The organism is Rhodoferax koreense (genome assembly GCF_001955695.1).
In the GTDB taxonomy this organism is placed as follows: domain Bacteria; phylum Pseudomonadota; class Gammaproteobacteria; order Burkholderiales; family Burkholderiaceae_C; genus Rhodoferax_B; species Rhodoferax_B koreensis.
This window is the reverse complement of the sequence record NZ_CP019236.1, coordinates 256,967-281,052: the sequence shown is the minus strand read 5'-3', so window position 1 is coordinate 281,052 and position 24,086 is coordinate 256,967. Positions and strand designations below refer to the sequence as shown.

Below are 24,086 nucleotides of genomic sequence, written 5' to 3'. Positions count from 1 at the left end.
CCCGCCCTCCAAAACCTGAAAGGTCTTCACCATGCATCGTTTCACCCTCCATGTCTCCGCAGCCGCCGCCCTGCTGGCCTGCGGTCTGGCCTCGGCCAAGGACCTCACCGTCGTCAACTTCGGCGGCGCCAACGGCAACGCGCAGAAGGCGGCCTTCGTGCAACCCTATGAAAAGCAGACCGGCAACAAGATCATCGGCGTCGAATACAACGGCGAGCAGGCCAAGGTCAAGGCCATGGTCGAGGCCAAGCGCGTGACCTGGGACCTGGTCGAAGTGGAGACGGGCGATCTGGCGCGCGGCTGCGAGGAAGGCCTGTACGAAAAGCTCGACTACAGCAAGATCGGCCCGAAGACGAGCTTCATCCCCGAAGCCCCGCAGGAATGCGGCATCGGCATCTTCGTCTGGTCCACCGTGCTGGCCTACAACAGCGAAAAACTCAAGACCGCACCCACCGGCTGGAAGGATTTCTGGGACGTGAAGAAGATCCCCGGCAAGCGCGGCATGCGCAAGACCGCGCTGTACAACCTCGAGTTCGCGCTGATGGCCGATGGCGTGCTGGCCAAGGACGTGTACAAGGTGCTGGCCACCAAGGAAGGCGTGGACCGCGCGTTCAAGAAGCTCGACGAAATCAAGCCCTTCATCCAGTGGTGGGAAGCCGGCGCGCAGCCGCCGCAGTTCCTGGTGGCCGGCGACGTGGTGATGAGCACGGTGTTCAACGGCCGCATCGACGCCGCGCGCCGCGAAGGCAAGGCATTGAACGTGGTGTGGGACGGCGGCATCTATGACCTCGACTACTGGGCCATTCCCAAGGGCTCGCCCAACAAGGACCTGGCGCTCGAATACATCGCCTTCAGCGTGGCGCCGGCCCAGCAGGCCGCCTACGCGAAGAACATCGCCTACGGCCCGGTGAACCAGGCCGCGATCAAGATGCTCGACGCCAAGACCCTGGCCGACCTGCCCAACGCGCCGGCCAACAGCAAGAACGCCGTGCTGCTCGACGGCGCCTTCTGGACCGACCACGGCGAGGAACTGCAGCAGCGCTTCACCGCCTGGGCCGCGAAGTAAGCCGGAACGCCGTACCATGAACGCCGACACCGCCCTGCCGCCACCGCCGCTGGGCGGTGCCGCGTCCACGCCAGCCATGACCGCGCCCCCCGCCACCCCTGTCGCCGCCCCTGTCGCCGCCCAGCGCAAACTCAAGCAGGAGCTGCGGCGCGCCGAGCTGCGCAAGAAGGCCTCGGCCCTCGCGCTGATCGCGCCGCTGGCCCTGTTCCTGCTGGTGGTGTTCGCGGTGCCCATCGGTGCGCTGCTGCAGCGCGCCGTGGCCAGCCCCGAGATCCCGAACGCCTTGCCGCAGACCGTGGCCGCACTGGCCCACTGGGACCGCAAGGCCCTGCCGCCCGACGTTGCGTTCACGGCCCTGGCTGCCGACCTGGCCACGGCCCGCCAGGGCAACGCGGCAGGCGAACTCGCGCGCCGGCTCAACAACGAGATCAGCGGCTACCGCTCGCTGGTCACCAAGACGGCGCGCGCCATGCCTGTCGAAGGCGACGCCAAGGCGGCCCTCGTCGCCATCGATGCACGCTGGGGTGAACTGCCCTACTGGCAGGCCATCGCCAAGAACGGCAGCCGCACCACGCCCTTCTTCCTGCTGGCCTCGCTCGACCTGCAGCAGGACAACTTCGGCAGCATCCACAAGGCGCCGCCCGAAGGCGCCATTTACCTCGACATCTTCGGCCGCACGCTGTGGATCGGCGCGCTCACCACCGCGCTGGCACTGCTGATCGCGTTCCCGCTGGCCTACTGGGCCTCCACCCTGCCGGCGCGCCAAGCCAACCTGGTGATGATCTGCGTGCTGATCCCGTTCTGGACCTCGGTGCTGGTGCGCATCGCCGCCTGGGTGGTGCTGCTGCAGCAGTCGGGCCTGGTCAACACGGGCCTCATGGCGCTGGGCGTCACCAGCGGGCCGATCGCGCTGCTGTTCAACCGTACTGGCGTGACCATCTCCATGGTGCACATCCTGCTGCCGTTCATGATCCTGCCGCTGTACAGCGTGATGAAGGCGATTCCGCCGACCTACCAGCGCGCCGCCATCTCGCTGGGCAGCCATCCGTTCGCCGCGTTCTGGCGCGTGTACGTGCCGCAAACCTACGCGGGCATCGCCGCCGGTGTGCTGCTGGTGTTCATCACCGCCATCGGCTACTACATCACACCGGCGCTGCTCGGCGGGCCGGGCGACCAGATGGTGAGCTACTACGTCGCCTACTTCACCAACCAGGCCGTCAACTGGGGCATGGCGTGCGCCCTGGGTGCACTGCTGCTGGCGGCCACGCTGGTGCTGTACGCGGTGTACCAGCGCATCGTGCAGACCAATGCCAACGCCAACATCCGCTGACATCCAAGGACACGGACCCACCATGCGCACCCTGCTCCACACCTTCCCGCCCTACACCTCGCTGGCCGAGCGCGCCTGGTACTACACCCTGCGCGGCCTGTGCGCGCTGGTGCTGCTGTACCTGGTACTGCCGATCCTGGCCATCGTGCCGCTGTCGTTCAGCGACAGCAGCTTCCTGGCCTATCCGATCACCGGCTTCTCGCTGCGCTGGTACCAGAACCTGTTCGAGGCCGAGGAATGGATGCGCGCCGCGAAGAACAGCTTCATCGTGGCACCGGCCGCGACGCTCATCGCCACCGTGCTCGGCACCCTGGCCGCCACTGGCCTGGCCAAGGCCGAGTTCCGCGGCAAGGCGCTCTTGATGGCGGTGCTGATCTCGCCGATGGTGGTGCCGGTGATCGTGGTCGGCGTGGGCATGTACCTGTTCTTCGCGCCGCTGGGCCTGTCGGACAGCTACACCGCGCTGATCCTGGCCCATGCCGCGCTGGGTGCGCCCTTCGTCGTCACCACCGTGCTGGCCACGCTGCAGGGTTTCAACCACAACCTGGTGCGCGCCAGCCTGAGTTTGGGCGCAAGTCCACTGGCCACGTTCTTCCGCATCACCCTGCCGCTGATCGCGCCGGGTGTGATCTCGGGCGCCTTGTTCGCGTTCGCCACCTCGTTCGACGAAGTCGTCGTCACGCTATTCCTCGCCGGCGCCGAGCAGGTGACACTGCCGCGCCAGATGTTCACCGGCATCCGGGAAAACATCAGCCCGACGATCGCCGCCTTGGCGACCATCCTGATCCTGTTCTCCACCACCTTGCTGCTGAGTCTTGAATGGCTCAGAGGACGCGCCGCTCGCCGAGGCGCTTGATAGAAGGAAACCCATGCTGAAACTCCGCAAACCCGAACTCTTCCGCCAGCAGGCCTACCTCGATGGCCAGTGGTGCAATGCCGACAGCGGCGCCACGTTCGAAGTCACGAACCCCGCCACCGGCGAAGTGCTCGGCCACGTGCCCGAAATGGGCGCGGCCGAGACGCGCCGGGCCATCCTCGCGGCGCAGACGGCCTGGGCCACCTGGCGCCGCAAGACGGCCAAGGAACGCAGCGCCATCCTGCGCAAGTGGAACGACCTGATGCTGGCCCACACCGACGACCTAGCCGCCATCATGACCGCCGAGCAAGGCAAGCCGCTGGCCGAATCCAAGGGCGAGATCGCCTATGCCGCCTCCTTCATCGAGTGGTTCGCCGAAGAGGGCAAACGCGTGAACGGCGACACGCTGCAGTCCCCCGCGAATGACAAACGCCTCCTCGTGGTGAAGGAGCCGATCGGCGTCTGCGCGGCCATCACGCCGTGGAACTTCCCCGCCGCGATGATCACGCGCAAGGCCGGCCCGGCCTTGGCGGCTGGCTGCACCATGGTGCTCAAGCCGGCGGAAAGCACGCCGTTCTCGGCCCTGGCGCTGGCGGTGCTGGCCGAAGAGGCCGGCGTGCCGGCCGGGGTGTTCAGCGTGTTGACCGGCGACGCGCGCGCCATCGGCGGCGAACTCACGGCCAACCCCATCGTGCGCAAGCTCAGCTTCACCGGCTCCACCGAAGTGGGCAGGCTGCTGATGGCGCAAAGCGCGCCGAGCATCAAGAAACTGTCGTTAGAGCTCGGCGGCAACGCGCCGTTCATCGTCTTCGACGATGCCGACCTCGACGAGGCCGTGGCCGGCGCCATCGCCTCCAAGTACCGCAACGCGGGCCAGACCTGCGTCTGCGCCAACCGGCTCTACGTGCAGGACGGCGTGTACGACGCCTTCGCCGCCAAACTCGTCAAGGCCGTGCAGGCGCTGAAGGTGGGCGCTGGCACCGAGCCCGGCGTGGAACAGGGCCCGCTGATCGATGGCGCGGCGGTGGAGAAGATCGAATCGCACATCGCCGACGCCGTCGCCAAGGGCGGCAAGGTGTTGACCGGCGGCAAGCGCCACGCCTTGGGCCACACCTTCTTCGAGCCCACCGTAGTGGCCAACGCCAGCGCCGACATGCTCGTGGCCCGCGAGGAAACCTTCGGCCCGCTGGCGCCGCTGTTCCGCTTCAAGACGGACGCCGAAGTGGTGCAAATGGCCAACGACACGGAATTCGGCCTGGCCAGCTATTTCTACAGCCGCGACATCGCGCGCATCTGGCGCGTGGCCGAGGCGCTGGAGTACGGCATGGTCGGCATCAACACCGGCCTGATCTCCAACGAAGTCGCGCCCTTCGGCGGCGTGAAGCAGTCGGGCCTGGGGCGCGAGGGCTCGTCGTACGGGATCGACGACTACGTGGTTGTGAAGTACCTTTGCATGGGTGGGTTGAAGAGTCTTTGAGGAGCCGGTGCGTTGACCAGACGGCCTCAATGTCATAACACACATGCATTGAGGTCCCTACTCTCCTCATCCAAGGAGAATCAGATGTCCGTTCATACTTTTTCGAGCCGCAATTTCACGCGTGATGTCGGTGCCGCCAAACGTGCAGCGGCCGATGGCCCGGTGTTCATCACCGACCGCGGCCGGCCAGCCTTTGCCCTGCTGAAGATCGAAGACTATTACCAGTTGGCCGGACACCAGGAAGCGTCGCTGCTGGACGTGATGGACGCCTTGCCCGGCGACGCGGCCGACTTCGAATTCGAGGCGCCGCGGCTGGAGGTCGAGTTCCGCTCGGTCGAACTCGGCTGATGCCGCAAACTGTTCCGCCGGTGTTCATCCTGGACACCAACGTCCTCTCGGAACTGCGCCATGGCAAGCCGAACCAGTCGGCCGAGGTCCGGGCCTGGGCTGCCCGCCAGCCGGCGCGATGATTGCGGCCACGGCGGTGGAACACGGCATCGTGGTGGCGACGCGCAACCTGGCCGACTTCAACGGCACCGGCGCGCAGATCGTCAATCCGTTCGCGCCTTGAACGCCTGACGCGAGGCCAGTGGCCTACCGCTTCCTCGCCTGCTCGTACAAGCCCTGCACCCGCGGCACGTTGGCCTGCAGCTCGCGGATGCGGTTCGGCCCGCTCGGGTGGGTGGACAGGAAGCCCGGCCCGCCCGCGCCGCCGGAAGCCTTGGCCATCTTCTGCCACAAGCTGACCGAGGCCTGCGGATCGTAGCCGCCGCGCGCCGCGAGTTCCAGGCCGACCAGGTCGGCCTCGGTCTCATCATCGCGGCTGAACTTCAGCGTGACGAGTTGCGTGCCCATGTCGGCCGCGATGTTGCCGAGCTGCCCCAGCCCGAGCAGTTGCGCGCCAAGTGACAGGCCCATGCTCGTGGCCTGCGTCTTGGCCAGGCGCGAACGCGCGTGTTCGCGCAGCGCATGCGCCATTTCGTGGCCCATGATCATCGCCGCCTCGTCATCGGTGAGCTTCAATTGGTCGAGGATGCCGGTGTAGAACGCAATCTTGCCGCCGGGCATGCAGAACGCGTTGATCTGCTTGCTGCCAATGAGGTTGACCTCCCAGCGCCACTGGCGCGCGCGGTCGTTCCATTGCGCGGTCAGCGGGATCAGCCTTGCTGCGATGGTGCGCAAGCGCTGCAATTGCGGGTTGCCGTCGGGCGCGAGCGCACCTTTGGACTTGGCTTCGGCGAGCATTTTGCTGTACTGCTGCGTGGCCGAGGCTTCCAGGGTTTCGGCGGGCACGAGCTGGCGCATGGCGGACGCGTTGCCCACGTCGACCTGCGCCAGCGACGGCACGGCGACGGCGCTGGCACCAGCGGCCAGCAGAAAGCCGCGGCGGCTGGACCAGGGCGAGGCACCGGGGGTTTTGAGGTCGCATGAAAAACACATGGCTAATAATAGTCAGAACTTCCCGCCGCCCATGTCAGCCAAACCCCTTACAGAACCCAGCCCATCGAAACTGCCCTGGCGCGCCACGCTGAAGGTCTACCTGGAGCCGGCCACGCTGCGCATGCTGTCGCTGGGTTTCTCGGCCGGTTTGCCGCTGCTGCTGGTGTTCGGCTCGCTGAGTTTCTGGCTGCGCGAGGCCGGCATCGACCGCACCACCATCGGTTACCTGAGCTGGGTGGGCCTCGCCTACGCCTTCAAATGGGTCTGGTCGCCGCTGGTGGACCGCATGCCGATCCCGCTGCTCACGCGTTTCATGGGCCGTCGGCGCAGCTGGCTGCTGCTGTCGCAGCTCGGCATCATGGCGGCGCTGGTCGGCATGGCCGTCACCGACCCGAAGGTGTTGCTCGAACCCATCGTATGGGGGGCGCTGGCCGTGGCCTTCTGTTCGGCCACGCAGGACATCGCGCTCGACGCGTTCCGCATCGAATCGGCCGCCACCGACCGCCAGGCCGCGCTGGCCGCCGCCTACCAGACAGGCTACCGGCTGGCGATGATCTGGGCCGGCGCCGGCGTGTTGTGGATCGCCGCGCGCTCCGAGGTCGCAGGCGTGGCCGGCTACCAGCACGGCGCCTGGCAGACGGCCTACCTGGTGATGGCGGCCAGCATGCTGGTCGGCGTGGTCACCGTGCTGTTCTCGCCCGAGCCCGCGCAGCAGGCGATCCCGCCGAGCCGCAACGCCGCCGAATGGCTGCGCGGCGCGCTCGTCGACCCATTCGCCGACTTCATCCGCCGCTACCGTTGGCAAGCCGCGCTGATCCTGGCGTTGATCGCCACCTACCGCATCAGCGACGTGGTGATGGGCATCATGGCCAACCCGTTCTACGTGGACATGGGCTACACCAAGGACGAGGTGGCCAGCGTCACCAAGGTCTTCGGCGTGGTCATGACGCTGGTGGGCGCGTTCATCGGCGGCGTGTTGTCGATGCGGCTGGGCACGATGCGGGTGCTGATGCTCGGCGCGCTGCTGAGCGCGGCCAGCAACCTGCTGTTCGCCTGGCTCGGCACGCGCGGGCACGACGTGACGGCGCTGGTGGCCGTGGTGTCGGCGGACAACCTGGCCGGCGGCATCGCCTCGGCGGCCTTCATCGCCTACCTGTCGAGCCTGACCAACGTGAGTTATTCGGCCACCCAGTACGCGCTGTTCAGCTCGATGATGCTGCTGTTGCCGAAGTGGCTGGCGGGCTTCTCGGGCAAGGCGGTGGACCTGTACGGCTACGCCAATTTCTTCACCGCCACCGCGCTGCTGGGTGTGCCGGTGCTGCTGCTGGTATGGCTGGCCTCGCGGCTGGAAGTGCGGCCCCATGTTCCGGCGGTCGCCGCGGCCAAGATCGTCAACTCCTGAATCGATAGCGGCACGCGCAGTACTGAACGGCCTTGAGCGTCGATTTGGCCTGAAAACTGGCGCCCTGGCCTGCGCCGGTTTTACTTTACTTTACAGCGCCTACAACGCAGGGTGGCGGCAAGGGAACAACATGGCTCAAAACCACCGCAAAGGCTAGACTGACCCCATGAGCGCACAACTTTTGATGATCGAAGACGACTCCCGCCTGGCCCACATGGTGGGCGAGTACCTCGGGCAGTCCGGTTTCACGGTGACGGAATGCGCCACGGCGCAGGCCGGCCTCACGCACCTGCAGAACCCGCCGTCTGGCACCGCGCCGGAGCTCGTGATCCTCGACCTCATGCTGCCCGACATGGACGGCCTCGAAGTCTGCCGCCGCATCCGCGCCGCGCAGGGCGACATGGCGCAGATTCCGGTGCTGATGCTCACCGCCAAGGGCGATCCGCTGGACCGCATCATCGGCCTCGAACTCGGCGCCGACGACTACCTGCCCAAGCCCTTCGAGCCGCGCGAACTGCTGGCGCGCATCCGCGCCATCCTGCGCCGCCGCGTCGAGGGTGCACCCGTGGCCAACAAGCTGCTGCGCTTCGGCTCGCTGGAGATCGACCGCGATGCGCGCGCCGTGACCGTGGCCGGCCAGTTGTGCGACCTGACCGCCTACCAGTTCGACCTGCTGGTGGCGCTGGCCGAACGCGCCGGCCGCGTGCTGTCGCGCGACCAGATCATGGAAGCCGTGCGTGGCCGCGAGCTCGAGGCCTTCGACCGCTCCATCGACGTGCACATGGGCCGCATCCGCGCCGCCATCGAGGCCGACCCGAAGAACCCGAAACGCATCGTGACCGTGCGCGGCGCGGGCTACGTTTTTGCGAAACAACAAGACTGAATAGGCACACCCCCAAGTCGCGCACTGCGTGTCGCTCCTCCCCCTCCTTCGACAGGCTCAGGACAGGCTTGCAGGGGGCAACATCTGCGGCCTGGCAAAGCCAGTTCCGCGATGTTCTGGAATTGGCGGCTCGCTGCGCATCGCCTCGTAACCACACATGCCTGCAACTGAAATCGACGAGTCCACACTGCCCGGGCCCACTTTGCCCGCGTTGCTGCAGCGGCTGTACGTGCGCATCTGGATCGCGGTGCTGCTGGCGGTGGCGGTGTTGACCATGCTGGTGGGCTGGGCCTGGCGCATGGCCACCGACCCGCCGCTGCGCGATGTGGTGGTGCGCAACGATGCCGGGCAGATCATCGGCAAGGGCGTTTCCCGCCGTGCGGGTTCGCACCGCGGGCTACCCGGCCCGTCGTATGGCGTGGCCGATACCGAAGCGCCACCGCCGCCGCCGTCCGATGACGACGAGACCGACGAGGCCAAGTCACCGGTGGCCGAAGGCGAGATGCAGTCGCCCGGCGAACCGGGAAGCCGCGCGCCCGTCTCGCGCGGCCCGGAGTTCGTGGTGCGCATGCAGGACGGGCAGCGCCTGCTGGTACACCTGCCGCGCCCGCCGCGCTCCTCGTGGTGGAACCGGCCGCCGTTCGGCTTTTTCTGGATGCTCGGCCTGGTGGGCGTGGCCATGGCGCTGGCCATGTACCCGATCATCCGCCGGCTCACGCGGCGGCTCGAATCGCTGCAGCGCGGCGTCGACCAATGGGGCCGGGGCGACCTGTCGGCGCGGGTGCCGATCCACGGGCGCGACGAAGCCGGCCTGCTGGCGCAGCGCTTCAACTACGCGGCCGAGCGCATCGAGACGCTGGTGGCCTCCCACAAGACGCTGCTGCAGTCGCAGAAGTCCCTGCTGGCCAATGCCTCGCACGAACTCCGTTCGCCGCTGACGCGCATCCGCATGGGCATCGAGCTCATGGGTTCGACGCCGTCGCCGACCTTCAAGAACGAGATCGCGCGCAACATCGGCGAGTTGGACGAACTCATCGAAGAGATCCTGCTGGCGAGCCGGCTCGACGCGCGTGAAGCCGATCTCGGCACCGTGGAAGAAGTCGACATGACCGGCCTGGTGGCCGAGGAATGCGCACGGCTCGGCGCGAGTTTCGAAGGCAACCAGGAAGGCGACCCCGACAGCGTGCCTGGCGCGCTCGCATCGGCCGAAACAGAAGACACCGGAGAAGCCGAAGGCCCGCCGGTGGCCGTGCGCGGCGTCACCAAGCTGCTGCGCCGCGCCGTGCGCAACCTGCTCGAGAATGCGCGCCGCTACACCACCGGCCCGGTGACCGTGACGCTGCAGCACACAGCCGACCGTGCGGTGTTGCAAGTGTTCGACCGCGGCCCCGGCGTACCGCCCGACCAGCGCGAGCGCATCTTCGAGCCGTTCTACCGCCTGCCCGGCGCGAGCGAGCGCGACGGCGGCGTGGGGCTGGGCCTGGCGCTGGTGAAATCGATCGCCGAACGCCACGGCGGCAGCGTGCGCTGCGAAGGCCGCGAAGGCGGCGGCGCCTGTTTCGTCATCGACCTGCCGAGCGCGGCCTGAACGGCGGCGCGCTCAGGCCGCACCGGTCGCCAGCGCCACCACCAGGCGGCCGACCTCGGCCAGGGCCTGGTCGCGCACGGCCTGGTCGGCGCTGGTGTCGGTGAGGTAGGCGGTGACCAACACCGGCAGCATTGGCAGTCGGCCCGGCGGCCAGAGCACGGCGATGTCGTTGTTCGTGCCGAACGCCCCGGCGCCGGTCTTGTCGCCGACACGCCAGCCCGCGGGCAAGGCGGCGCGGATCTTCCGGTCGCCCGTCTTGTTGTCCACCAGCCATCGGGTGATCTGTGCACGCGAGGGTGGCGACAGGGCGTCGCCGAGCACGATGCGGTGCAGGGTCTGCAACATGGCCTCGGGCGTGGTGGTGTCGCGCGGGTCGCCGGGCAGCGCCTGGTTCAGCTCGGGCTCGATGCGGTCGAGCCGGGTCTGCCCATCCCCCAGTCCGCGCAAGTAGGCCGTAAGCGCCGCCGGCCCGCCGAAGCTGCGCAGCAGCAGGTTGCCGGCCACGTTGTCGCTGAGGGTGACGGCGGCGTCGCATAGCTCGGCCACCGTCATCGGTTCGCCGCCGACACGCGGCTGGGTCACGGGGGCATATGGAACCAAGTCGGAAGCCAGCACGGCGATGCGCCGGTCGAGTTGCTCCGCGCCGCTGTCCACGCGCGCCAGCACCTGCGCCGCCGCCAGGAACTTGAAGGTGCTGCACAGCGGAAAACGCTCGCCGCCACGATGGGCAAAAGCCGCACCGGAATGCGTGTCGCGCACGGCCACGCCGAGCCGGCCGCCGCTGGCCTGTTCGATGGCCTGCATGCGCTGGCGAAAACGCGCGGCCGGCGCATCGCTCGCCGCAGCGCTCGGGCCGGACCGCGGTAACGCGCAGCCCGAGGCAGCGATGGCGGCGAGCGCGGCGATGGCAGCCTTCGCAGCTTTTTGGGTGAAGTCTCGTCTTTGCATGGTGTTGGTTCGCTTGGTGTCGTCCGGGAATATGCCAGACGGCGCGGCCGGCGCCGCGGGCTAACATGCGCAATCGACCCGGCCAGGAGTTCGCCATGCCCGTCATCCACACGCATTGCTGCATCGCCGGCGGCGGCCCGGCCGGCATGGTGCTCGGCTATCTGCTGGCGCGTGCGGGCGTGCCGGTGGTGGTGCTCGAAAAACACGCGGACTTCCTGCGCGACTTTCGCGGCGACACCGTACATCCGTCCACGCTGCGTGTGCTCGACGACATCGGCCTGCTGGCGGCCTTCGACCAACTGCCGCAGCAGAAAGTGGATCACCTCGGCATGCGTTTCGGCACGCGGCTGCAGCCGGCGATCGACTTCCGCGGGCTGAAGCCCTTTGCCTATATGGCGCTCGTGCCGCAGTGGGACTTCCTCGACTTCATCGCCTCGCAGGGCCGGCGGCGTTATGCCCATTTCGACCTGCGCATGCGGCATGCAGCCACGGCCCTGATCGAAGAAGGTGGCCGTGTCTGCGGCGTTCGCGTGCGCGCGCCCGAGGGCGAATTCGACATCCGCGCGGAGGTGGTGATCGCGTGTGACGGCCGGCATTCAACGCTGCGCAGCGCCGCCGGGCTCACCGCCACCGACTACGGCGCGCCGATGGACGTGATGTGGTTCCGCCTGCCGCGTGAAGCCACGGACCCCGACGACACCTTCGCGAGTTTCAGCGAAGGCCACATGATGGTGTTGCTGAACCGCGGCGACTATTGGCAGGCCGCCTTCGTGGTGCCCAAGGGCAGCGACGCGGACTGGCGCGCGGGGCCGCTCGGCGTCTTGCGGACGGCCATCGAAAAACTCGCCCCGTTTTTCCACGGGCGTCTGCAGGTGCTGACGGCGTGGGAGGAAGTGAAGACCCTCGAAGTGCGCGTGGATCGGCTCGCACGCTGGACGCGTCCGGGCCTGCTGCTGATCGGCGATGCGGCGCACGCGATGTCGCCCATCGGCGGCGTGGGCATCAACCTCGCGATCCAGGACGCCGTGGCCGCCTCCAACCTGCTCGCGCCCACGCTTCGGGCCGGTGGCCCCATCGACGAAGCGCTGCTGCGCCGCGTGCAAAGCCGGCGCGAAGCACCCACCAGGCTGATCCAGGCGCTGCAATTGCAAGTCCAGCAACGCCTGATCTCGCGCGCCCTCGCGCACAGCGCCAAGCCGATCGAAGTCCCCGGTCTGCTGCGCTGGCTGCTGCAATTTCGCGCGGTGCGCAACCTGCCGGCACGGCTCGTGGGTTATGGGTTTCGCGCCGAACGTGTGCAGACGCAGGCAATGACACCGGTTCCATGATTCGTGATTCGCACACGCCGTACCTTGCCGCGCCGGCGGCTCGGCGATTCCGGCGAGCCCCTTCCCGGCTTTACAGGCCGAGATCGCTCAGGCTGGCGTGGTCGTCGGGCCGGCGGCCGAGCGGCCAGTGGAACTTGCGGTCGGCTTCGGCGATCGGCAGGTCGTTGATGCTGGCGTGGCGCTCGGCCATGAAGCCGTGGGCATCGAATTGCCAGTTTTCATTGCCATAGGCGCGATACCACTGGCCGGCCGCGTCATGCCATTCGTAGGCGAAGCGCACGGCGATGCGGTCGCGGTCGTTGGCCCACAGTTCCTTGATGAGCCGGTAGTCCAGTTCACGCTCCCATTTGCGCTGCAGGAACTGCACGATCTCGGCACGGCCGCGCGGAAACTCGGCGCGGTTGCGCCAGCGGCTGTCGGGCGTGTAGGCCAGGGCCACCCGCTGCGGGTCGCGGCTGTTCCAGGCGTCCTCGGCCAGCCTCACCTTCTGCACGGCGGTTTCGCGGCTGAAGGGTGGCAAGGGCGGGCGGGGCGCTTCGGCGGGGATGTTCATGGCGGGCTCCTGAAGGGTGGTGCATGCACTGTAGGGCGTCGCCGCCCCGAGCGGAATGCACACCCGGCCCAATTCACCATTGCCAACGTCGGAACAATTCGGGCCGGCAGCACGCCTTGATGGACACTGCTAGGCGGCCAAGCCCGCCAGCACCCGCTCCGGCGTTACATCGACCAGGCAACGCGTGTGCCCCAGCGGGCATTCGCGCTGGAAGCATGGCGCGCAGTCCAGCGGCGGCTGGTAGGCCGGGTCCTGCTTGAGCCACACCACGGCGGCGCGATCGTTCAAGGGCGGCGTGTGCAGCGGGCTGCTCGATCCGAAGATGGCCGCCTGCGCGACGCCGAAGGCCGCCGCCACATGCATCAGGCCGGAATCGTTGCTCACTACCAATTTGGTAGCTGATATCGCAGACAGCGCCTGCGCCAGCGTTGTTTTTCCTGCGAGGTTTTGGGCCCAACCCGGGCGCTGCGCGTTGACCGCCGAGGCGATCTCCTCGCACAGCGCCGCCTCCTTGCCGGAGCCGAGCAGCACCACGGGTACATCCAGCCGCAGGCCCAGCCCTGCGAAATGGCTGGCGGGCCAGCGTTTGGCCGGGCCGTATTCGGCGCCGGGCGCGAACACGGCATACGCACCGCGCTGCAGGTGGAGTGCCGCCAGGGCTTCTTGGACCTGCTGCGGATTCATTGCCAGGTGCGGCACATCGACGTCAACGTTGCTTTCGCCACTGAGCGCCGAGTAGAACGCCACCATTGGCGGACGCACGTCCCGGGGCGGATTCCTGAGCCGTTCGTTGAGCAGGCCGATGCGCGATTCGCCCAGGTAGCCCACGCGTCGCGGAATGCGCGCCAGAAAGGGCAGCAGCGCACTCTTGAGCGAATTCGGCAACACATAGGCCGCGTCGAAACGGCCCTTGAGCTGGGCGGCCATGGCGCGCCGCGCGGCCCACTGCAGGCCGCCGTGCTGGAACGGGAAATCGATGACCTCGGCCACCTGCGGCATGGCGCGGTACACCGGCGCCACCCAGGGCAAGGCCCCGACGGTAAGCCGCTCGCCGCGCGCGGCCAGGCGGCGCATCAGCGGCTCGGTCATCACCGCGTCCCCGATCCACTGGGGCGCGACGACGAGGCTGTTAGTGGCCACCGGCGAAGTGCTCGCCCGCTTTCAACTGATAGACCGTGCCGCAATACGGGCACTTGGCCGAGCCGGTGCGGGCTACGTCGAGGTAGACCTTGGGGTGGTTATTCCACAGCTTCATGTCGGCCTTGAGGCTGGGGCAGAACACACCGCCTTGCGGGTTCAGATCCTTGGCGAGTAATTCAACGACGGCATTGGTGGACATGTTCAGACTTTCGCGAGCCAGTGGGCGTATTTTTCGTTGCGGCCGTTGACGATGTCAAAGAAGGCGCTCTGGATTTTTTCGGTGATCGGACCCCGCGTCCCGCTGCCGATCTCGATGCGGTCGAGCTCGCGGATCGGCGTGACTTCGGCGGCGGTGCCGGTGAAGAAGGCTTCGTCGGCAATGTAGACCTCGTCGCGGGTGATGCGCTTTTGCACCAGTTCCAGCCCGAGGTCCTTGCAGATGTGCGAGACGGTGTTGCGGGTGATGCCGTTCAGCGCGCCAGCCGACAGGTCGGGCGTGTAGACCACGCCGTTCTTCACGACGAACACGTTTTCGCCCGAGCCTTCGCTGACGAAGCCGGAGGCATCGAGCAGCAGCGCCTCGTCGTAGCCGTCGTCCAGCGCCTCGGTGTTGGCCAGGATGGAATTGGTGTAGTTGCTCACCGCCTTGGCCTGCGTCATGGTGATGTTGACGTGGTGGCGGGTGTAGCTGGAGGTCTTGACGCGGATCCCCTTGGTCATGCCGTCGTCGCCCAGGTAGGCACCCCAGGCCCAGGCGGCCACCATCAGGTGGATGGTGTTGCCCTTGGGCGAGACGCCGAGCTTGCGGTCGCCGATCCAGGTCAGCGGGCGCAGGTAGCAGCTTTCCAGCTTGTTCTCGCGCACGACGGCCTTCTGCGCCTCGTTCACTTCTTCCTTGGTGAACGGGATCTTCATGCGCAGGATCTTGGCGCTGTTGAACAGGCGCTCCGTGTGCTCTTCCAGGCGGAAGATCGCCGTGCCCTTGACGCCGTTGTAGGCGCGCACGCCTTCGAACGCACCGCAGCCGTAGTGCAGCGTGTGGGTCAGCACGTGGATCTTGGCATCGCGCCAGTCGACCATCTGGCCGTCCATCCAGATTTTGCCGTCGCGGTCGGACATGGAAGGTGCTGGGGGGATCAGGCTCATGCGGGCGTCCTTGTGGGGTGTTCTGGCGGAATCCGGCAGGGCAACGCCGGTTCCGCGCGTGGTTTTTCGGGCGAAGCGGCTGATTTTACGGCGCGGGCGCGCCTGTTGCGCCGTTGGCGTCGTCGGCCTGCACGGGGCGGAACAGCGCCCACTGCACGAGCTTGCCGTCGGCGAATTCGCAGTCCACGCGCGACTGCGTGCCGTCCGTCCAGCGGAAGATTTCGGGCTGCACGTCCTTGGCCGAGATTTGCTCGCCCAACGCCTTGGTCATGGCGATGACGTGCAGCAGCGTCATGCCCGGCTTGAGCTTGGCATTCAGCATGACGGCACTGCCGACATAGCCGATCGGCCGGTTGGCCGCGTTCTGCATCACCTTCATCGTGCGCGTGATGTGCAGCAGCGCCCACATCACGATGCCGCCGGTGACGACCAGCACGCCCTGCCAGCCGAAGCGCTGGTAGGCGAAGACGGTCAGCGCGACGCCGACCAGCATGGGGACGTATTTCATCAATTTCATGGGCGGCATTTTCGCAGGCCGATGGGGATCGCCTTCAGGTAAGACCACGTACCACCTCCATCGCCTCCTCCACCCGCTCGACCGCATGCACCGTCAAGCCTTCGATCGGCTTCTTCGGCGCATTGGCCTTGGGCACCACCGCCACGCTGAAGCCGAGCTTGGCGGCTTCCTTCAGCCGCTCCTGGCCGCGCGGCGCGGGCCGTACCTCGCCCGCCAGCCCCACTTCGCCGAAGGTGATGAAGCCCTTGGGCAGCGGCTTGCCGCGCAGGCTCGAGGTGATGGCCAGCAGCACGGCCAGGTCGGCCGCGGGCTCGCTGATGCGCACGCCGCCCACGGCGTTGACGAACACGTCCTGGTCCATGCACGAGATGCCGGCGTGGCGGTGCAGCACGGCCAGCAGCATGGCCAAGCGGTCGCGGTCCAGGCCGACGCTCAGGCGCCGCGGGCTCGGGCCGCCAGTGTCGACCAGCGCCTGGATCTCGACCAGCATCGGCCGCGTGCCCTCCAGGGTGACCAGCACGCAACTGCCGGGCACGGGCTCGGCATGCTGGCTCAGGAAGATCGCGCTCGGGTTGGTCACGCCCTTCAGGCCGCGCTCAGTCATGGCGAAGACGCCGATCTCATATGGGGTGTTACCGTTACATACTGATCATCTCTAAAAACCGTCTTTGCCATCAAGAACTGTTCGCTGAACTTGGTGATAAGCACACTTGGTTAGCTCAAATGGGGTGTGATAATTTACCGATTACCACAAGCCTCGGAAGTAGCTCCAGACTGCTCGGGAGAGCAGATCTGAACGGTGAGACGCACCGGAACGGATGTTCCGACCATGGCCTTGCGGCAGGTTCCGAAGGTTGTGATTTGCTTGTTGTTTAGTACAGCTTGACGCCTCGAAAGGCTACAACAGGGCAAGAGCGCAACCTATTAAGAATAATAAATTTTCTTTAGAAAAAAATAAATAAGCCAATCAATGAATCACGTTCGCCGATATTGCAATCTTATTACCGACAATACTGGCGTCACGACCAATGCCTTGGTAATACTTACAGACAATGGTCCAATTATTCCGCTTCTACGCTTTGTCGAAGAAAACCTTTATCGAAGCGCGAGTTGGCTAATAAAACTACATCAAGCGGTAAGCTTACTGATCGACTACATAAGCTCAAATCAGAATATCTTCTCGAGTGCAGACAAGCTATTCGGCGGCTTCGTGAAGCGACTTTATTCAGGAACCGTTGGAGCTGATGGGAAAGATCCGAGTGAGCTTTATTGGACTGGGAAAAATTCAACATTGGTCAGGCAGTTAGTTGGTCCATTGTCTGAGTTCTCTGATTGGATGGTAAAAGAAGGTTACTCCCAAAGCCCTATAAATCCCTGGAGGCCTGCCAATCATGTCGAAGAGATTCTCGCTTGGGCATCTTGGCAGCATGCAAACAGGAACGCATTTTTAGGACACACGTGGAATAAGAACGTCGCAGCGATCGAAATGAGCCAAGCTAGAAACGTCCTACTAAAAAGAGAGCCAGCCATAGATCACGCGGCGACAAAACGCTTTCCGGGTGATTCAATTGGAAAATTATTATTTAACGGCTTCTTGGTTCCACGCAAGAACTCATCCGATGGACTTGGTGGATTGAATCTGAGGGACATCTTAATCACGATGCTGATGCATTATGGTGGGCTGCGCGTTTCCGAGCCGTTTCACATATACGTCCATGATATACGACCAGACGTCATCAATCCTCAAATGGCAAATGTCCGAGTCTTTCACCCATCTGAAGGCAAAGCTCCCTTAGATTGGAAGGACGCCATAGGAAAACCGATCAATACAAATAGAGCAAATTATCTGAAGGGCAAATATGGTCTTCTCCCGCGGACAGACTACAAGGATACCAGCCAGATGTATGCAGGCTGGAAAAACAATTTACTAACCGACAGCACGAAAAGCATGCACGTACATTGGTTCCCAACATGGGCGGGCGAGCTCTTCCTAAAAATTTGGTCTCTTTATTTAATTCGCAGAGCGCAATTCAATGATCACCCGTTTGCATTTGTTACCCTCTCTGGAAAACCCTACGCGCTTGATTCTTTCCAATCCGCCCATAAAGCAGCAGTCAAAAGAATTGGACTCTCCTATTCGAAATTTGAGGGCACAACTCCTCATGGCCATCGGCATGATTTTGGACGCCGACTTGCTGAAGCCAAGGTAAATGAATTAGTAATAAAAAAGGCCCTTCACCATAAATCAATGAAGGCGCAAGTCGTATATACCGAGCCAGATATAAATCAAATATCGAAGATCTTTGAAGAGATAACATCCGAAAATTCCGACTTAAACATCACCCCAGCATCAAACCCTGTGGATTTTGGATTTCCGCAGTTAAGCTTGAGTGATTATTTTAAAAAACATTTCGATTAAGACAAGAAAATGGCGAGAAAAAGAAACTATAACCGACTGGGTGGACCCGAAAATATCGATCTGACTTTCGACGCAGATTTTAAATTCCTTTGCCAATCTGACAAAGAATTCGCCGCCTGGTCCAAGTATGCTGCAGAGTGGTTTAGTTTGGAGACAACTAATCGCTACACAAAGCAGACCGCCTTAACTTGCTTTTTCTTTGGATACATTAAAAAAAACTCAATAAGCAAAGATCCAGTTGCACTCTTTGACTCAAGTAGTCAGCTGCCTGATTTTGTCTCGATACTCAAAAATGATTTCGACCTATCCAAGAGCACGATCAATCAATATCATGGAACGATTTCTGAATTTTTGAATTGGGTTTTATATACATATTTCTCTTCTATTGATGGCGACGGCTATAGGGTTGTTCAATCGGGCCTGATGCACCCGTTCCCTAGGGATACCACTAGATATAACAAGCATAGAAGTAATCTCGATTTTCCAGACATTCGTCAGCCGCATCCAAAAATGGGGCCATGGTGTGATTTTGCTCGTGAGTGGATAACATTGCCAGACTCACCGAGAGAAAAGCGGCTCAATGCTGTAAGAGCATTTTTTGATAGGTATCTTATTCCCAAAAATGTCACACAAAATCCGCTTGCTTTTTTCAGTCGGAAAAATTCATTGCCGGATTTTCTTGAATCGTATGTGACATCAAAACTTCGAAACCCTGGGATTAAAGCGTCAACGGACGTTTCTGTGCATAACTATGTCACGGAATTTTTGGACTGGGTACTTAAAGAGAAATTTTCTTTCAGCGATGGCTCAGATGAAAATCGAGTTATTCCCACTGATTTGCGAAACCCGTTTAAAAAGGCTAGTTATTCTGGCCTTGAAACTCCTAATGAGTCCGTGCGGGCCCCGCTCTCGATACGCTATATCAACGACCTCCGGAAAATGGTGGCACAAGGTCCGAATTTCTGTGATTGGAAGCGAATGCAAGATGATCGTGGTGATCCTGCTGGCGGCGACTGGTTTTATATCGATTTTATTCCGCCGGATCATGGGGATCCCGATTGTGTTATTCGATACCGTGAAACCAGTAGATGGGAGCAGCAGCAAAATAATCTCCCAGAGATTGTCACAGAGATGTGGAGCCCGGTTCGTGCTGTGGCACTGTATCTAAAACTTGAGCTTCCACTTCGCACTTTCCAAGTTCGGATGCTTGATTCCGGTGAATCGGATACTTGGCGATACGTGCGCACCAACGGAGCTGGGACTGGAACGTTCGTACGTAGTGAATCAACCTTAGCTCGAGGCACGCCTGCACGCCCCCGCCAAACCGGTGTTTTTCATAGAACGCTTAACGAAGCGGATGCTGGCATTTATGTAAACACGAACAAGACAGCCGACATCAATAAACCCGAAAACAAAAAGGGATACGTGATCCCATGGGCTCACGCGGAAGTTCTTTACTGGCTCGAAAAACTGCGCAATTGGCAGGAACGGTATAACCCGATCATTGAACCCACGCCATGGAATACCCTTGACGCCAAACATTTTGGAAGAATAAAGCCGGCTCCCAGTGTCTTAGCTGAGCGCGGCGCGGCATGCTTTTTATTCAGGGATGCAGCAGGCCAAGGAGATGACAAGAAGAAGCCGATTACATCAGCCGCATTGGATGTTCCCTGGTTTCATCTATTGCACGATTTACAAAGGATGGTGCATCAACGTGGTGAGCGACTAGAAGACGGAAGTCAAATTGAGTTTGCACACAGTGACCGGCGCACCACGCATTACCCAATGCATAGCCTGCGCGTGTCACTGATCAGCTATTTAGTTCTCGATGTGCAACTGCCTCTTGCTGTGGTTTCTAAGTTGATCGCAGGCCATTCGCGCATTCTCATGACGATCTATTACACCAAGTTTGGTAAGGAATACATGCGTGAAACCATGGAGTTAGCCGAACGGCGGCAGTTGGAAATTGATCAGAAAAATCACATTCGATGGTTGAAAGACGCTTCAGTTGAACAGCTTGAAAATCGATTAGCTTGCTTTTCGCCCGATGCATTTGCGGCAGCCGTAGAACAGAGCAGCGCCGCGTCTTTCATTGTGGAAGATAAGGGAATTTGCCCCGTATCAGCATCGATGTGTAGCAGCGGCGGAGAGGAACTTGAGAGAAAAGGCTCTTTTGGTCCGGTACCTGGATGGCCAAAAGAGAGAAACTGCCCACGTTGCAGATTCTTTCTAACAGGGCCTGCTTTTTTACCAGGTCTACATGCGCATTTCAACACCTTGAGTTTTCTTGCTCATGAACAGTCCGAGCGACATAACGACTTGCAGGCCAAAGTCTCCGATTTGGAAAATCAACGGTTCGATTGCGAGAATGCCGGCCTAGCGTTTACCGGTGCACTAGATCTGCAAAAATTTCAACAGAGGTATGAGGCCGAGGCTGAAGGCCTAAGTAAAGCAGTCAATGATTTGCAGGCTACTTACCATTTGATTCGGCGAAGCTTAGAGATCTTAAATGACGAACACAAAGGCGCAGTTCAATTGGTCGCCGCTGGAAATATATCTGATGTGAAAGTTGGTTTCTACCAAGATGCCTCGAAACTCCATCAACTACAAGTCTTGTGCGAGAACGCTGTCGTATATCCGGAAATCGATGCACGTAAACCGTGCTTGGAAAGAAGCCAAACACTCGATGTCATGCTCGAAATGAACGGACTAGGCCCTGTCTTCTTTAAACTCACGCCTGAGCAACAACTCGCCGCCGGCAATGCAGTCATGCAACTCATCCAAGCGAGAACTGGATCGTTGAAGACCGCTCTCGACTTCGTCGAAGGAACACGCCTGTTGCAAGAAATTGGATTGGTTGAAGCGACCCAAGAGTTAATCGAAGGAGAAATTTCAACGGGATTGCCGCAGCGGGTGCTCGCTCGTCCTGGTCTCAAAATAACCTCATACGGAAACCAAAACGATGGCCAAAACAGCTTACACCTGCAGTGAATGCGGGGGGTCACAGCGAAGTGGCTAGGGAAATGCCCCAACTGCGGCTCATGGAACACGCTCATTGAAACCCGAGCCGAGAGCACTGGGCCAAGCAAAAATCGCTTTAAAGGTCTTGCTGCAAGTCAGCCTGCGAAGCTTCTCAACCAAATACCCGCAGAGGACGTACGCCAAATACCTACTGGCCTAGATGAACTAGATCGAGTGCTAGGCGGAGGCATCGTGGCTGGAGGAGTTGTGCTGATCGGAGGCGATCCCGGTATCGGCAAATCAACGCTCCTGTTGCAGGCGGCCGCATCGCTGTCACAGGCCATGGATGTCTTATATGTCAGCGGAGAGGAGAGTGCACATCAGGTTGCACTACGTGCGCAGCGTCTTGGTTTTGGAGACAGGCCAATCCACGTTCTCACTGAGATCAATCTTGAAAAGATTCTCCAAACGATCGACGCAACAAAGCCAGCTTTTGTGATCATCGACTCCATTCAGACTTTGTACAGTGAAGAGTTGACATCCGCTCCCGGGTCGGTCGCCCAGGTCAGGGAATGCGCTTCTCATCTCACAAGAACGGCTAAGGCAACAGGGTGCAGCATCGTTCTCGTCGGGCACGTGACGAAGGACGGTGCACTCGCAGGCCCTCGCGTGTTGGAGCACATAGTCGACACGGTGCTCTACTTCGAGGGTGATTCGCACTCAAGTTTCCGGCTTGTCAGAGCCATAAAAAACCGATTTGGAATGTGCGAACTTGCGGTCTTCGGTATGACCGAAAGAGGGCTCAAGGGAGTGACAAACCCTAGCGCTCTATTTCTTTCGACCCATGAAGATCCAGTTCCAGGATCATGCGTGCTAGTCACTTTAGAAGGCACTCGACCGCTCTTGGTCGAGATACAGGCGCTGGTGGACAGTGGTGGAGCAAATCCGAGGCGGCTCAGCGTCGGCTTAGAGAAGGACCGGTTAGCGATGCTCCTCGCCGTGCTGCATCGTCATGCAGGAATTTCATGCACCGACCAGGACGTGTTTATCAACGCAGTGGGTGGTGTACGGATCAGCGAGCCCGCGGCCGATTTGGCTGTTCTGCTCGCTATTCACGGTAGCCTTCGAGGCAAGGCTCTTCCGACGGGCTTTGTGGCGTTTGGGGAAGTCGGACTAGCCGGAGAGGTGCGTCCCGCCCCACGCGGACAGGAGCGTTTAAAGGAAGCAGCAAAATTGGGTTTCCGCGTCGCGCTTATTCCACGAGCTAATGCCCCCAAGAAACCGATCGAAGGATTGACCGTTCATTTGGTGGACCGAATAGAGGATGCAATTGAATCCGTTCGCGACCTGCATGATGGCAAAGCTTGACCACAGTTGAAAGAATCAAATGCATCCTGATGATTTTTTAGTTCAACTGAAAGCCAAATCAAACCCGCGAAAGCAACGCAATCTTGAAATAATTCATGCGGTTTGCAAAGAACAGTCTGAACGTGGCAGCAAAGATTTCACCATAGCGACGGTCGCGAAGTACGCAAAAATCGCGGGCGGTCCCGCCGCATCGACGATCCACAATCGTACTGGTGACGACTTCAAAGCACTGATCGCAGTTTGGTCAGCACATGTGGGCGGTGAAGAGAAAAAGCCCCGCCCAGTTGCAGAGGACCCTTTCACGACGGTCTTAGATCAGATTGATAATCCGGCGGTTCGAGCTTTGATGGGAGCAGTGCTAGCTGAGAATAAAAAGCTTAAACGCGAGATTAACCTACTTAAAGCGAATACCGATGTCACCATCGATTTACGCGGCGGAAGTGGCCCTGTCAAGTCAACGCCTTCGGCAAATGACCGATCATTACCGATCGGGTTTGAAGCTTTACCTGCGACAGTGACATTCACCAGTTCTGAGCGCGACGCTTTATTACACGCCATTAGCGAGCGGTTGCTTGTTGATGAAGGGTGGAAGAAAGATGCATATGGCAGGATTTTGACCAATGCAGGACGGCAAATCTTTAAACCAGGGTTCTTGACTGCAGTTTCCAAAGTTGTTGCCGGTCCGGAAACTTCGCCCCTTGAGATCCGCGATGGCGCAAGCGCGTTGGCCCCGCTCAAAACCTCTAGATAGGTCCAGTCAGATCGCTCAGGTTTTGCTGTTTTCTCGTATGCGTCCCGCCAAGTAATCTTGACCTGAACGGCCAGCGCAATCAGGCGGCGGGTGCCAGATTCGGCAGCAGTTCACTGATGCGCGATGCCGGCTGGGTCGGCGACCGCTCGAGCACGTCTTTGAAATATGCGTGGGATCGTGCCCCTTGATCCGGGCCGAATGCAGCAGGCTCATGATCGCTGCGGCACGCTTCCCAGCGCGCAGGCTGTCGACGAACAGCCGGCTCACGAACCCGCTTTGTCGACGTGTGCACCATGGCGAGCGCAATACCGGTAATTGATGAAGTGGCGGAGCGTGGCCGCTACAGCCAGACGCTCGCGAAACACGCGGGCCAGACCCGTGCACAGAAGTCCTCGCCAGGACTCCCTAAAGATGCGTCGGCAATGCACCTTGCTCCAAGTAGTCCACGAACGCTGCGTCGGCGATGACGCCGGTATAGAACACGTGTCCCCACGAGTTCGCCGACTCCTTGGCTAAGCCCTACGGTAGCGCGCAACTTCTTTAAAAACCTCGGCTCACGCTGTAGATACGACATGGTCTCCAAATCTCGACATAAGTTTGACTGCGAGCCAATCTCGGCCTATAGTTATATGCTTTTAGTCACCGGCTTATAGTCACTCATCGTAACTAACCGGTTTCGGCTGCATAAACGGAACGGGGTGAAATGGTTTCAAAAGACGTTCCACCGTCACCAATAAGTGATGTGTCGGATGGAACCAACAATTACTGCGGAATTGCTTGGGATTGGACAGGGATCCTGTGCGCATTCTGCGATCGGGAGTCTGATGATGTGACACCCCGACTCCTGTTGATAGCACCCACTTTTGAGGGCCTAACAGCATTTCTGGAGGACGGTCCTGCCACCCGAACTGTT

20 protein-coding genes and 3 pseudogenes are annotated in these 24,086 nt (G+C 61.6%); 14 read left to right on the top strand and 9 right to left on the bottom strand.

The window, feature by feature from the left end; genetic code table 11:
- The first annotated feature begins 31 nt into the window (after window positions 1–31).
- The 6 genes from RD110_RS01295 to RD110_RS28780 all read left to right on the top strand — a co-directional run bounded on the left by RD110_RS01295 (window position 32) and on the right by RD110_RS28780 (window position 5,199).
- Complete coding sequence (locus tag RD110_RS01295; RefSeq protein WP_076195943.1) at window positions 32–1,066, top strand: ABC transporter substrate-binding protein; 1,035 nt, start codon at window positions 32–34, stop codon at window positions 1,064–1,066.
- A 76-nt stretch (window positions 1,067–1,142) separates the two neighbouring features.
- On the top strand, window positions 1,143–2,396 hold the full coding sequence (locus RD110_RS01290) for an ABC transporter permease (RefSeq protein ID WP_076204211.1): 1,254 nt from the start codon (window positions 1,143–1,145) through the stop codon (window positions 2,394–2,396).
- A 22-nt stretch (window positions 2,397–2,418) separates the two neighbouring features.
- Window positions 2,419–3,252, top strand: coding sequence for an ABC transporter permease (locus RD110_RS01285; RefSeq protein WP_076195941.1), 834 nt, complete (start codon window positions 2,419–2,421; stop codon window positions 3,250–3,252).
- A 13-nt stretch (window positions 3,253–3,265) separates the two neighbouring features.
- Window positions 3,266–4,729, top strand: coding sequence for an NADP-dependent succinate-semialdehyde dehydrogenase (gabD, locus tag RD110_RS01280; RefSeq protein ID WP_076195939.1), 1,464 nt, complete (start codon window positions 3,266–3,268; stop codon window positions 4,727–4,729).
- An 84-nt stretch (window positions 4,730–4,813) separates the two neighbouring features.
- Window positions 4,814–5,077, top strand: coding sequence for a type II toxin-antitoxin system prevent-host-death family antitoxin (locus RD110_RS01275; RefSeq protein WP_076195937.1), 264 nt, complete (start codon window positions 4,814–4,816; stop codon window positions 5,075–5,077).
- Window positions 5,077–5,199 carry a PIN domain-containing protein gene (locus RD110_RS28780; RefSeq protein WP_275425859.1) on the top strand — a complete coding sequence of 41 codons (123 nt, stop codon included), beginning with the start codon at window positions 5,077–5,079 and terminating at the stop codon, window positions 5,197–5,199. The genes RD110_RS01275 and RD110_RS28780 overlap by 1 nt, the downstream gene beginning before the upstream one ends.
- A 124-nt stretch (window positions 5,200–5,323) precedes the next feature.
- On the opposite strand, the gene RD110_RS01270 is transcribed toward RD110_RS28780, so the two are convergent.
- Entirely contained in the window at window positions 5,324–6,169 is an 846-nt protein-coding gene (locus RD110_RS01270) for a M48 family metallopeptidase (RefSeq protein WP_076195935.1), read from the bottom strand.
- A gap of 31 nt (window positions 6,170–6,200) precedes the next feature.
- On the opposite strand from RD110_RS01270, the gene RD110_RS01265 reads away from it, so the two are divergent.
- The 3 genes from RD110_RS01265 to RD110_RS01255 all read left to right on the top strand — a co-directional run bounded on the left by RD110_RS01265 (window position 6,201) and on the right by RD110_RS01255 (window position 10,042).
- Complete coding sequence (locus tag RD110_RS01265; RefSeq protein ID WP_239467148.1) at window positions 6,201–7,571, top strand: AmpG family muropeptide MFS transporter; 1,371 nt, start codon at window positions 6,201–6,203, stop codon at window positions 7,569–7,571.
- A 166-nt stretch (window positions 7,572–7,737) separates the two neighbouring features.
- The gene (locus tag RD110_RS01260; RefSeq protein WP_076195931.1) at window positions 7,738–8,454 is read left to right on the top strand and encodes a response regulator; all 717 of its coding nucleotides are present in this window, start codon (window positions 7,738–7,740) and stop codon (window positions 8,452–8,454) included.
- Between the two features lie 157 nt (window positions 8,455–8,611).
- Complete coding sequence (locus RD110_RS01255; protein ID WP_076195929.1) at window positions 8,612–10,042, top strand: sensor histidine kinase; 1,431 nt, start codon at window positions 8,612–8,614, stop codon at window positions 10,040–10,042.
- A gap of 12 nt (window positions 10,043–10,054) precedes the next feature.
- Here RD110_RS01255 and bla read toward each other — a convergent pair whose 3' ends face one another.
- Window positions 10,055–10,990 carry a class A beta-lactamase gene (gene bla, locus RD110_RS01250; RefSeq protein ID WP_076195927.1) on the bottom strand — a complete coding sequence of 312 codons (936 nt, stop codon included), beginning with the start codon at window positions 10,988–10,990 and terminating at the stop codon, window positions 10,055–10,057.
- A 95-nt stretch (window positions 10,991–11,085) separates the two neighbouring features.
- Here bla and RD110_RS01245 point away from each other — a divergent pair, with 95 nt between their 5' ends.
- Window positions 11,086–12,318, top strand: coding sequence for an FAD-dependent oxidoreductase (locus RD110_RS01245; RefSeq protein ID WP_076204209.1), 1,233 nt, complete (start codon window positions 11,086–11,088; stop codon window positions 12,316–12,318).
- 70 nt (window positions 12,319–12,388) lie between these two features.
- Here the strand turns inward: RD110_RS01245 and RD110_RS01240 are convergent, their stop codons facing one another.
- From RD110_RS01240 to RD110_RS01215, 6 genes and pseudogenes are all read right to left on the bottom strand, one after another.
- Window positions 12,389–12,871: a nuclear transport factor 2 family protein gene (locus RD110_RS01240; protein WP_076195925.1), complete on the bottom strand. Its 483-nt coding sequence runs from the start codon at window positions 12,869–12,871 to the stop codon at window positions 12,389–12,391.
- A gap of 129 nt (window positions 12,872–13,000) precedes the next feature.
- Entirely contained in the window at window positions 13,001–14,011 is a 1,011-nt protein-coding gene (gene waaF, locus RD110_RS01235) for a lipopolysaccharide heptosyltransferase II (protein WP_076195923.1), read from the bottom strand.
- Window positions 14,001–14,210: a zinc-finger domain-containing protein gene (locus RD110_RS01230; protein ID WP_076195921.1), complete on the bottom strand. Its 210-nt coding sequence runs from the start codon at window positions 14,208–14,210 to the stop codon at window positions 14,001–14,003. The genes waaF and RD110_RS01230 overlap by 11 nt, the downstream gene beginning before the upstream one ends.
- Before the next feature lie 2 nt (window positions 14,211–14,212).
- Window positions 14,213–15,151, bottom strand: a complete 939-nt coding sequence (locus RD110_RS01225; protein WP_076204206.1) for a branched-chain amino acid transaminase — start codon at window positions 15,149–15,151, stop codon at window positions 14,213–14,215.
- 91 nt (window positions 15,152–15,242) lie between these two features.
- Window positions 15,243–15,674 (bottom strand): glycerate kinase, encoded by a 432-nt coding sequence (locus RD110_RS01220; protein ID WP_076195919.1) that lies wholly within the window; start codon window positions 15,672–15,674, stop codon window positions 15,243–15,245.
- A 34-nt stretch (window positions 15,675–15,708) separates the two neighbouring features.
- Window positions 15,709–16,296: pseudogene (locus tag RD110_RS01215) on the bottom strand (magnesium chelatase domain-containing protein); the annotation flags it as partial.
- Window positions 16,297–16,644: 348 nt separating this feature from the next.
- On the opposite strand from RD110_RS01215, the gene gmtY reads away from it, so the two are divergent.
- From gmtY to gmtX, 4 genes and pseudogenes are all read left to right on the top strand, one after another.
- Window positions 16,645–18,093: a gamma-mobile-trio recombinase GmtY gene (gmtY, locus tag RD110_RS27395; RefSeq protein WP_083686050.1), complete on the top strand. Its 1,449-nt coding sequence runs from the start codon at window positions 16,645–16,647 to the stop codon at window positions 18,091–18,093.
- A 9-nt stretch (window positions 18,094–18,102) separates the two neighbouring features.
- Complete coding sequence (gene gmtZ, locus RD110_RS01205; RefSeq protein WP_076195915.1) at window positions 18,103–21,084, top strand: gamma-mobile-trio integrase GmtZ; 2,982 nt, start codon at window positions 18,103–18,105, stop codon at window positions 21,082–21,084.
- Window positions 21,056–22,422, top strand: a pseudogene (gene radA, locus RD110_RS01200) (DNA repair protein RadA). The gene gmtZ and the pseudogene radA overlap by 29 nt, the downstream one beginning before the upstream one ends.
- A gap of 19 nt (window positions 22,423–22,441) precedes the next feature.
- On the top strand, window positions 22,442–23,173 hold the full coding sequence (gene gmtX, locus RD110_RS01195; RefSeq protein WP_076195913.1) for a gamma-mobile-trio protein GmtX: 732 nt from the start codon (window positions 22,442–22,444) through the stop codon (window positions 23,171–23,173).
- Window positions 23,174–23,252: 79 nt separating this feature from the next.
- Here gmtX and RD110_RS27675 read toward each other — a convergent pair.
- Window positions 23,253–23,431: pseudogene (locus RD110_RS27675) on the bottom strand (transposase domain-containing protein); the annotation flags it as partial.
- Window positions 23,432–24,086: the final 655 nt, after the last annotated feature.

What these genes read in the sequence shown, in the direction of transcription:
- RD110_RS01295 (WP_076195943.1), top strand. Translation starts at nt 32, where the DNA reads ATGCATCGTTTCACCCTCCATGTCTCCGCAGCCGCCGCCCTGCTGGCC.
- RD110_RS01290 (WP_076204211.1), top strand. Translation starts at nt 1,143, where the DNA reads ATGACCGCGCCCCCCGCCACCCCTGTCGCCGCCCCTGTCGCCGCCCAG.
- RD110_RS01285 (WP_076195941.1), top strand. Translation starts at nt 2,419, where the DNA reads ATGCGCACCCTGCTCCACACCTTCCCGCCCTACACCTCGCTGGCCGAG.
- gabD (WP_076195939.1), top strand. Translation starts at nt 3,266, where the DNA reads ATGCTGAAACTCCGCAAACCCGAACTCTTCCGCCAGCAGGCCTACCTC.
- RD110_RS01275 (WP_076195937.1), top strand. Translation starts at nt 4,814, where the DNA reads ATGTCCGTTCATACTTTTTCGAGCCGCAATTTCACGCGTGATGTCGGT.
- RD110_RS28780 (WP_275425859.1), top strand. Translation starts at nt 5,077, where the DNA reads ATGCCGCAAACTGTTCCGCCGGTGTTCATCCTGGACACCAACGTCCTC.
- RD110_RS01270 (WP_076195935.1), bottom strand. Translation starts at nt 6,169, where the DNA reads ATGTGTTTTTCATGCGACCTCAAAACCCCCGGTGCCTCGCCCTGGTCC.
- RD110_RS01265 (WP_239467148.1), top strand. Translation starts at nt 6,201, where the DNA reads ATGTCAGCCAAACCCCTTACAGAACCCAGCCCATCGAAACTGCCCTGG.
- RD110_RS01260 (WP_076195931.1), top strand. Translation starts at nt 7,738, where the DNA reads ATGAGCGCACAACTTTTGATGATCGAAGACGACTCCCGCCTGGCCCAC.
- RD110_RS01255 (WP_076195929.1), top strand. Translation starts at nt 8,612, where the DNA reads ATGCCTGCAACTGAAATCGACGAGTCCACACTGCCCGGGCCCACTTTG.
- bla (WP_076195927.1), bottom strand. Translation starts at nt 10,990, where the DNA reads ATGCAAAGACGAGACTTCACCCAAAAAGCTGCGAAGGCTGCCATCGCC.
- RD110_RS01245 (WP_076204209.1), top strand. Translation starts at nt 11,086, where the DNA reads ATGCCCGTCATCCACACGCATTGCTGCATCGCCGGCGGCGGCCCGGCC.
- RD110_RS01240 (WP_076195925.1), bottom strand. Translation starts at nt 12,871, where the DNA reads ATGAACATCCCCGCCGAAGCGCCCCGCCCGCCCTTGCCACCCTTCAGC.
- RD110_RS01230 (WP_076195921.1), bottom strand. Translation starts at nt 14,210, where the DNA reads ATGTCCACCAATGCCGTCGTTGAATTACTCGCCAAGGATCTGAACCCG.
- RD110_RS01220 (WP_076195919.1), bottom strand. Translation starts at nt 15,674, where the DNA reads ATGAAATTGATGAAATACGTCCCCATGCTGGTCGGCGTCGCGCTGACC.
- gmtY (WP_083686050.1), top strand. Translation starts at nt 16,645, where the DNA reads ATGAATCACGTTCGCCGATATTGCAATCTTATTACCGACAATACTGGC.
- gmtZ (WP_076195915.1), top strand. Translation starts at nt 18,103, where the DNA reads ATGGCGAGAAAAAGAAACTATAACCGACTGGGTGGACCCGAAAATATC.
- gmtX (WP_076195913.1), top strand. Translation starts at nt 22,442, where the DNA reads ATGCATCCTGATGATTTTTTAGTTCAACTGAAAGCCAAATCAAACCCG.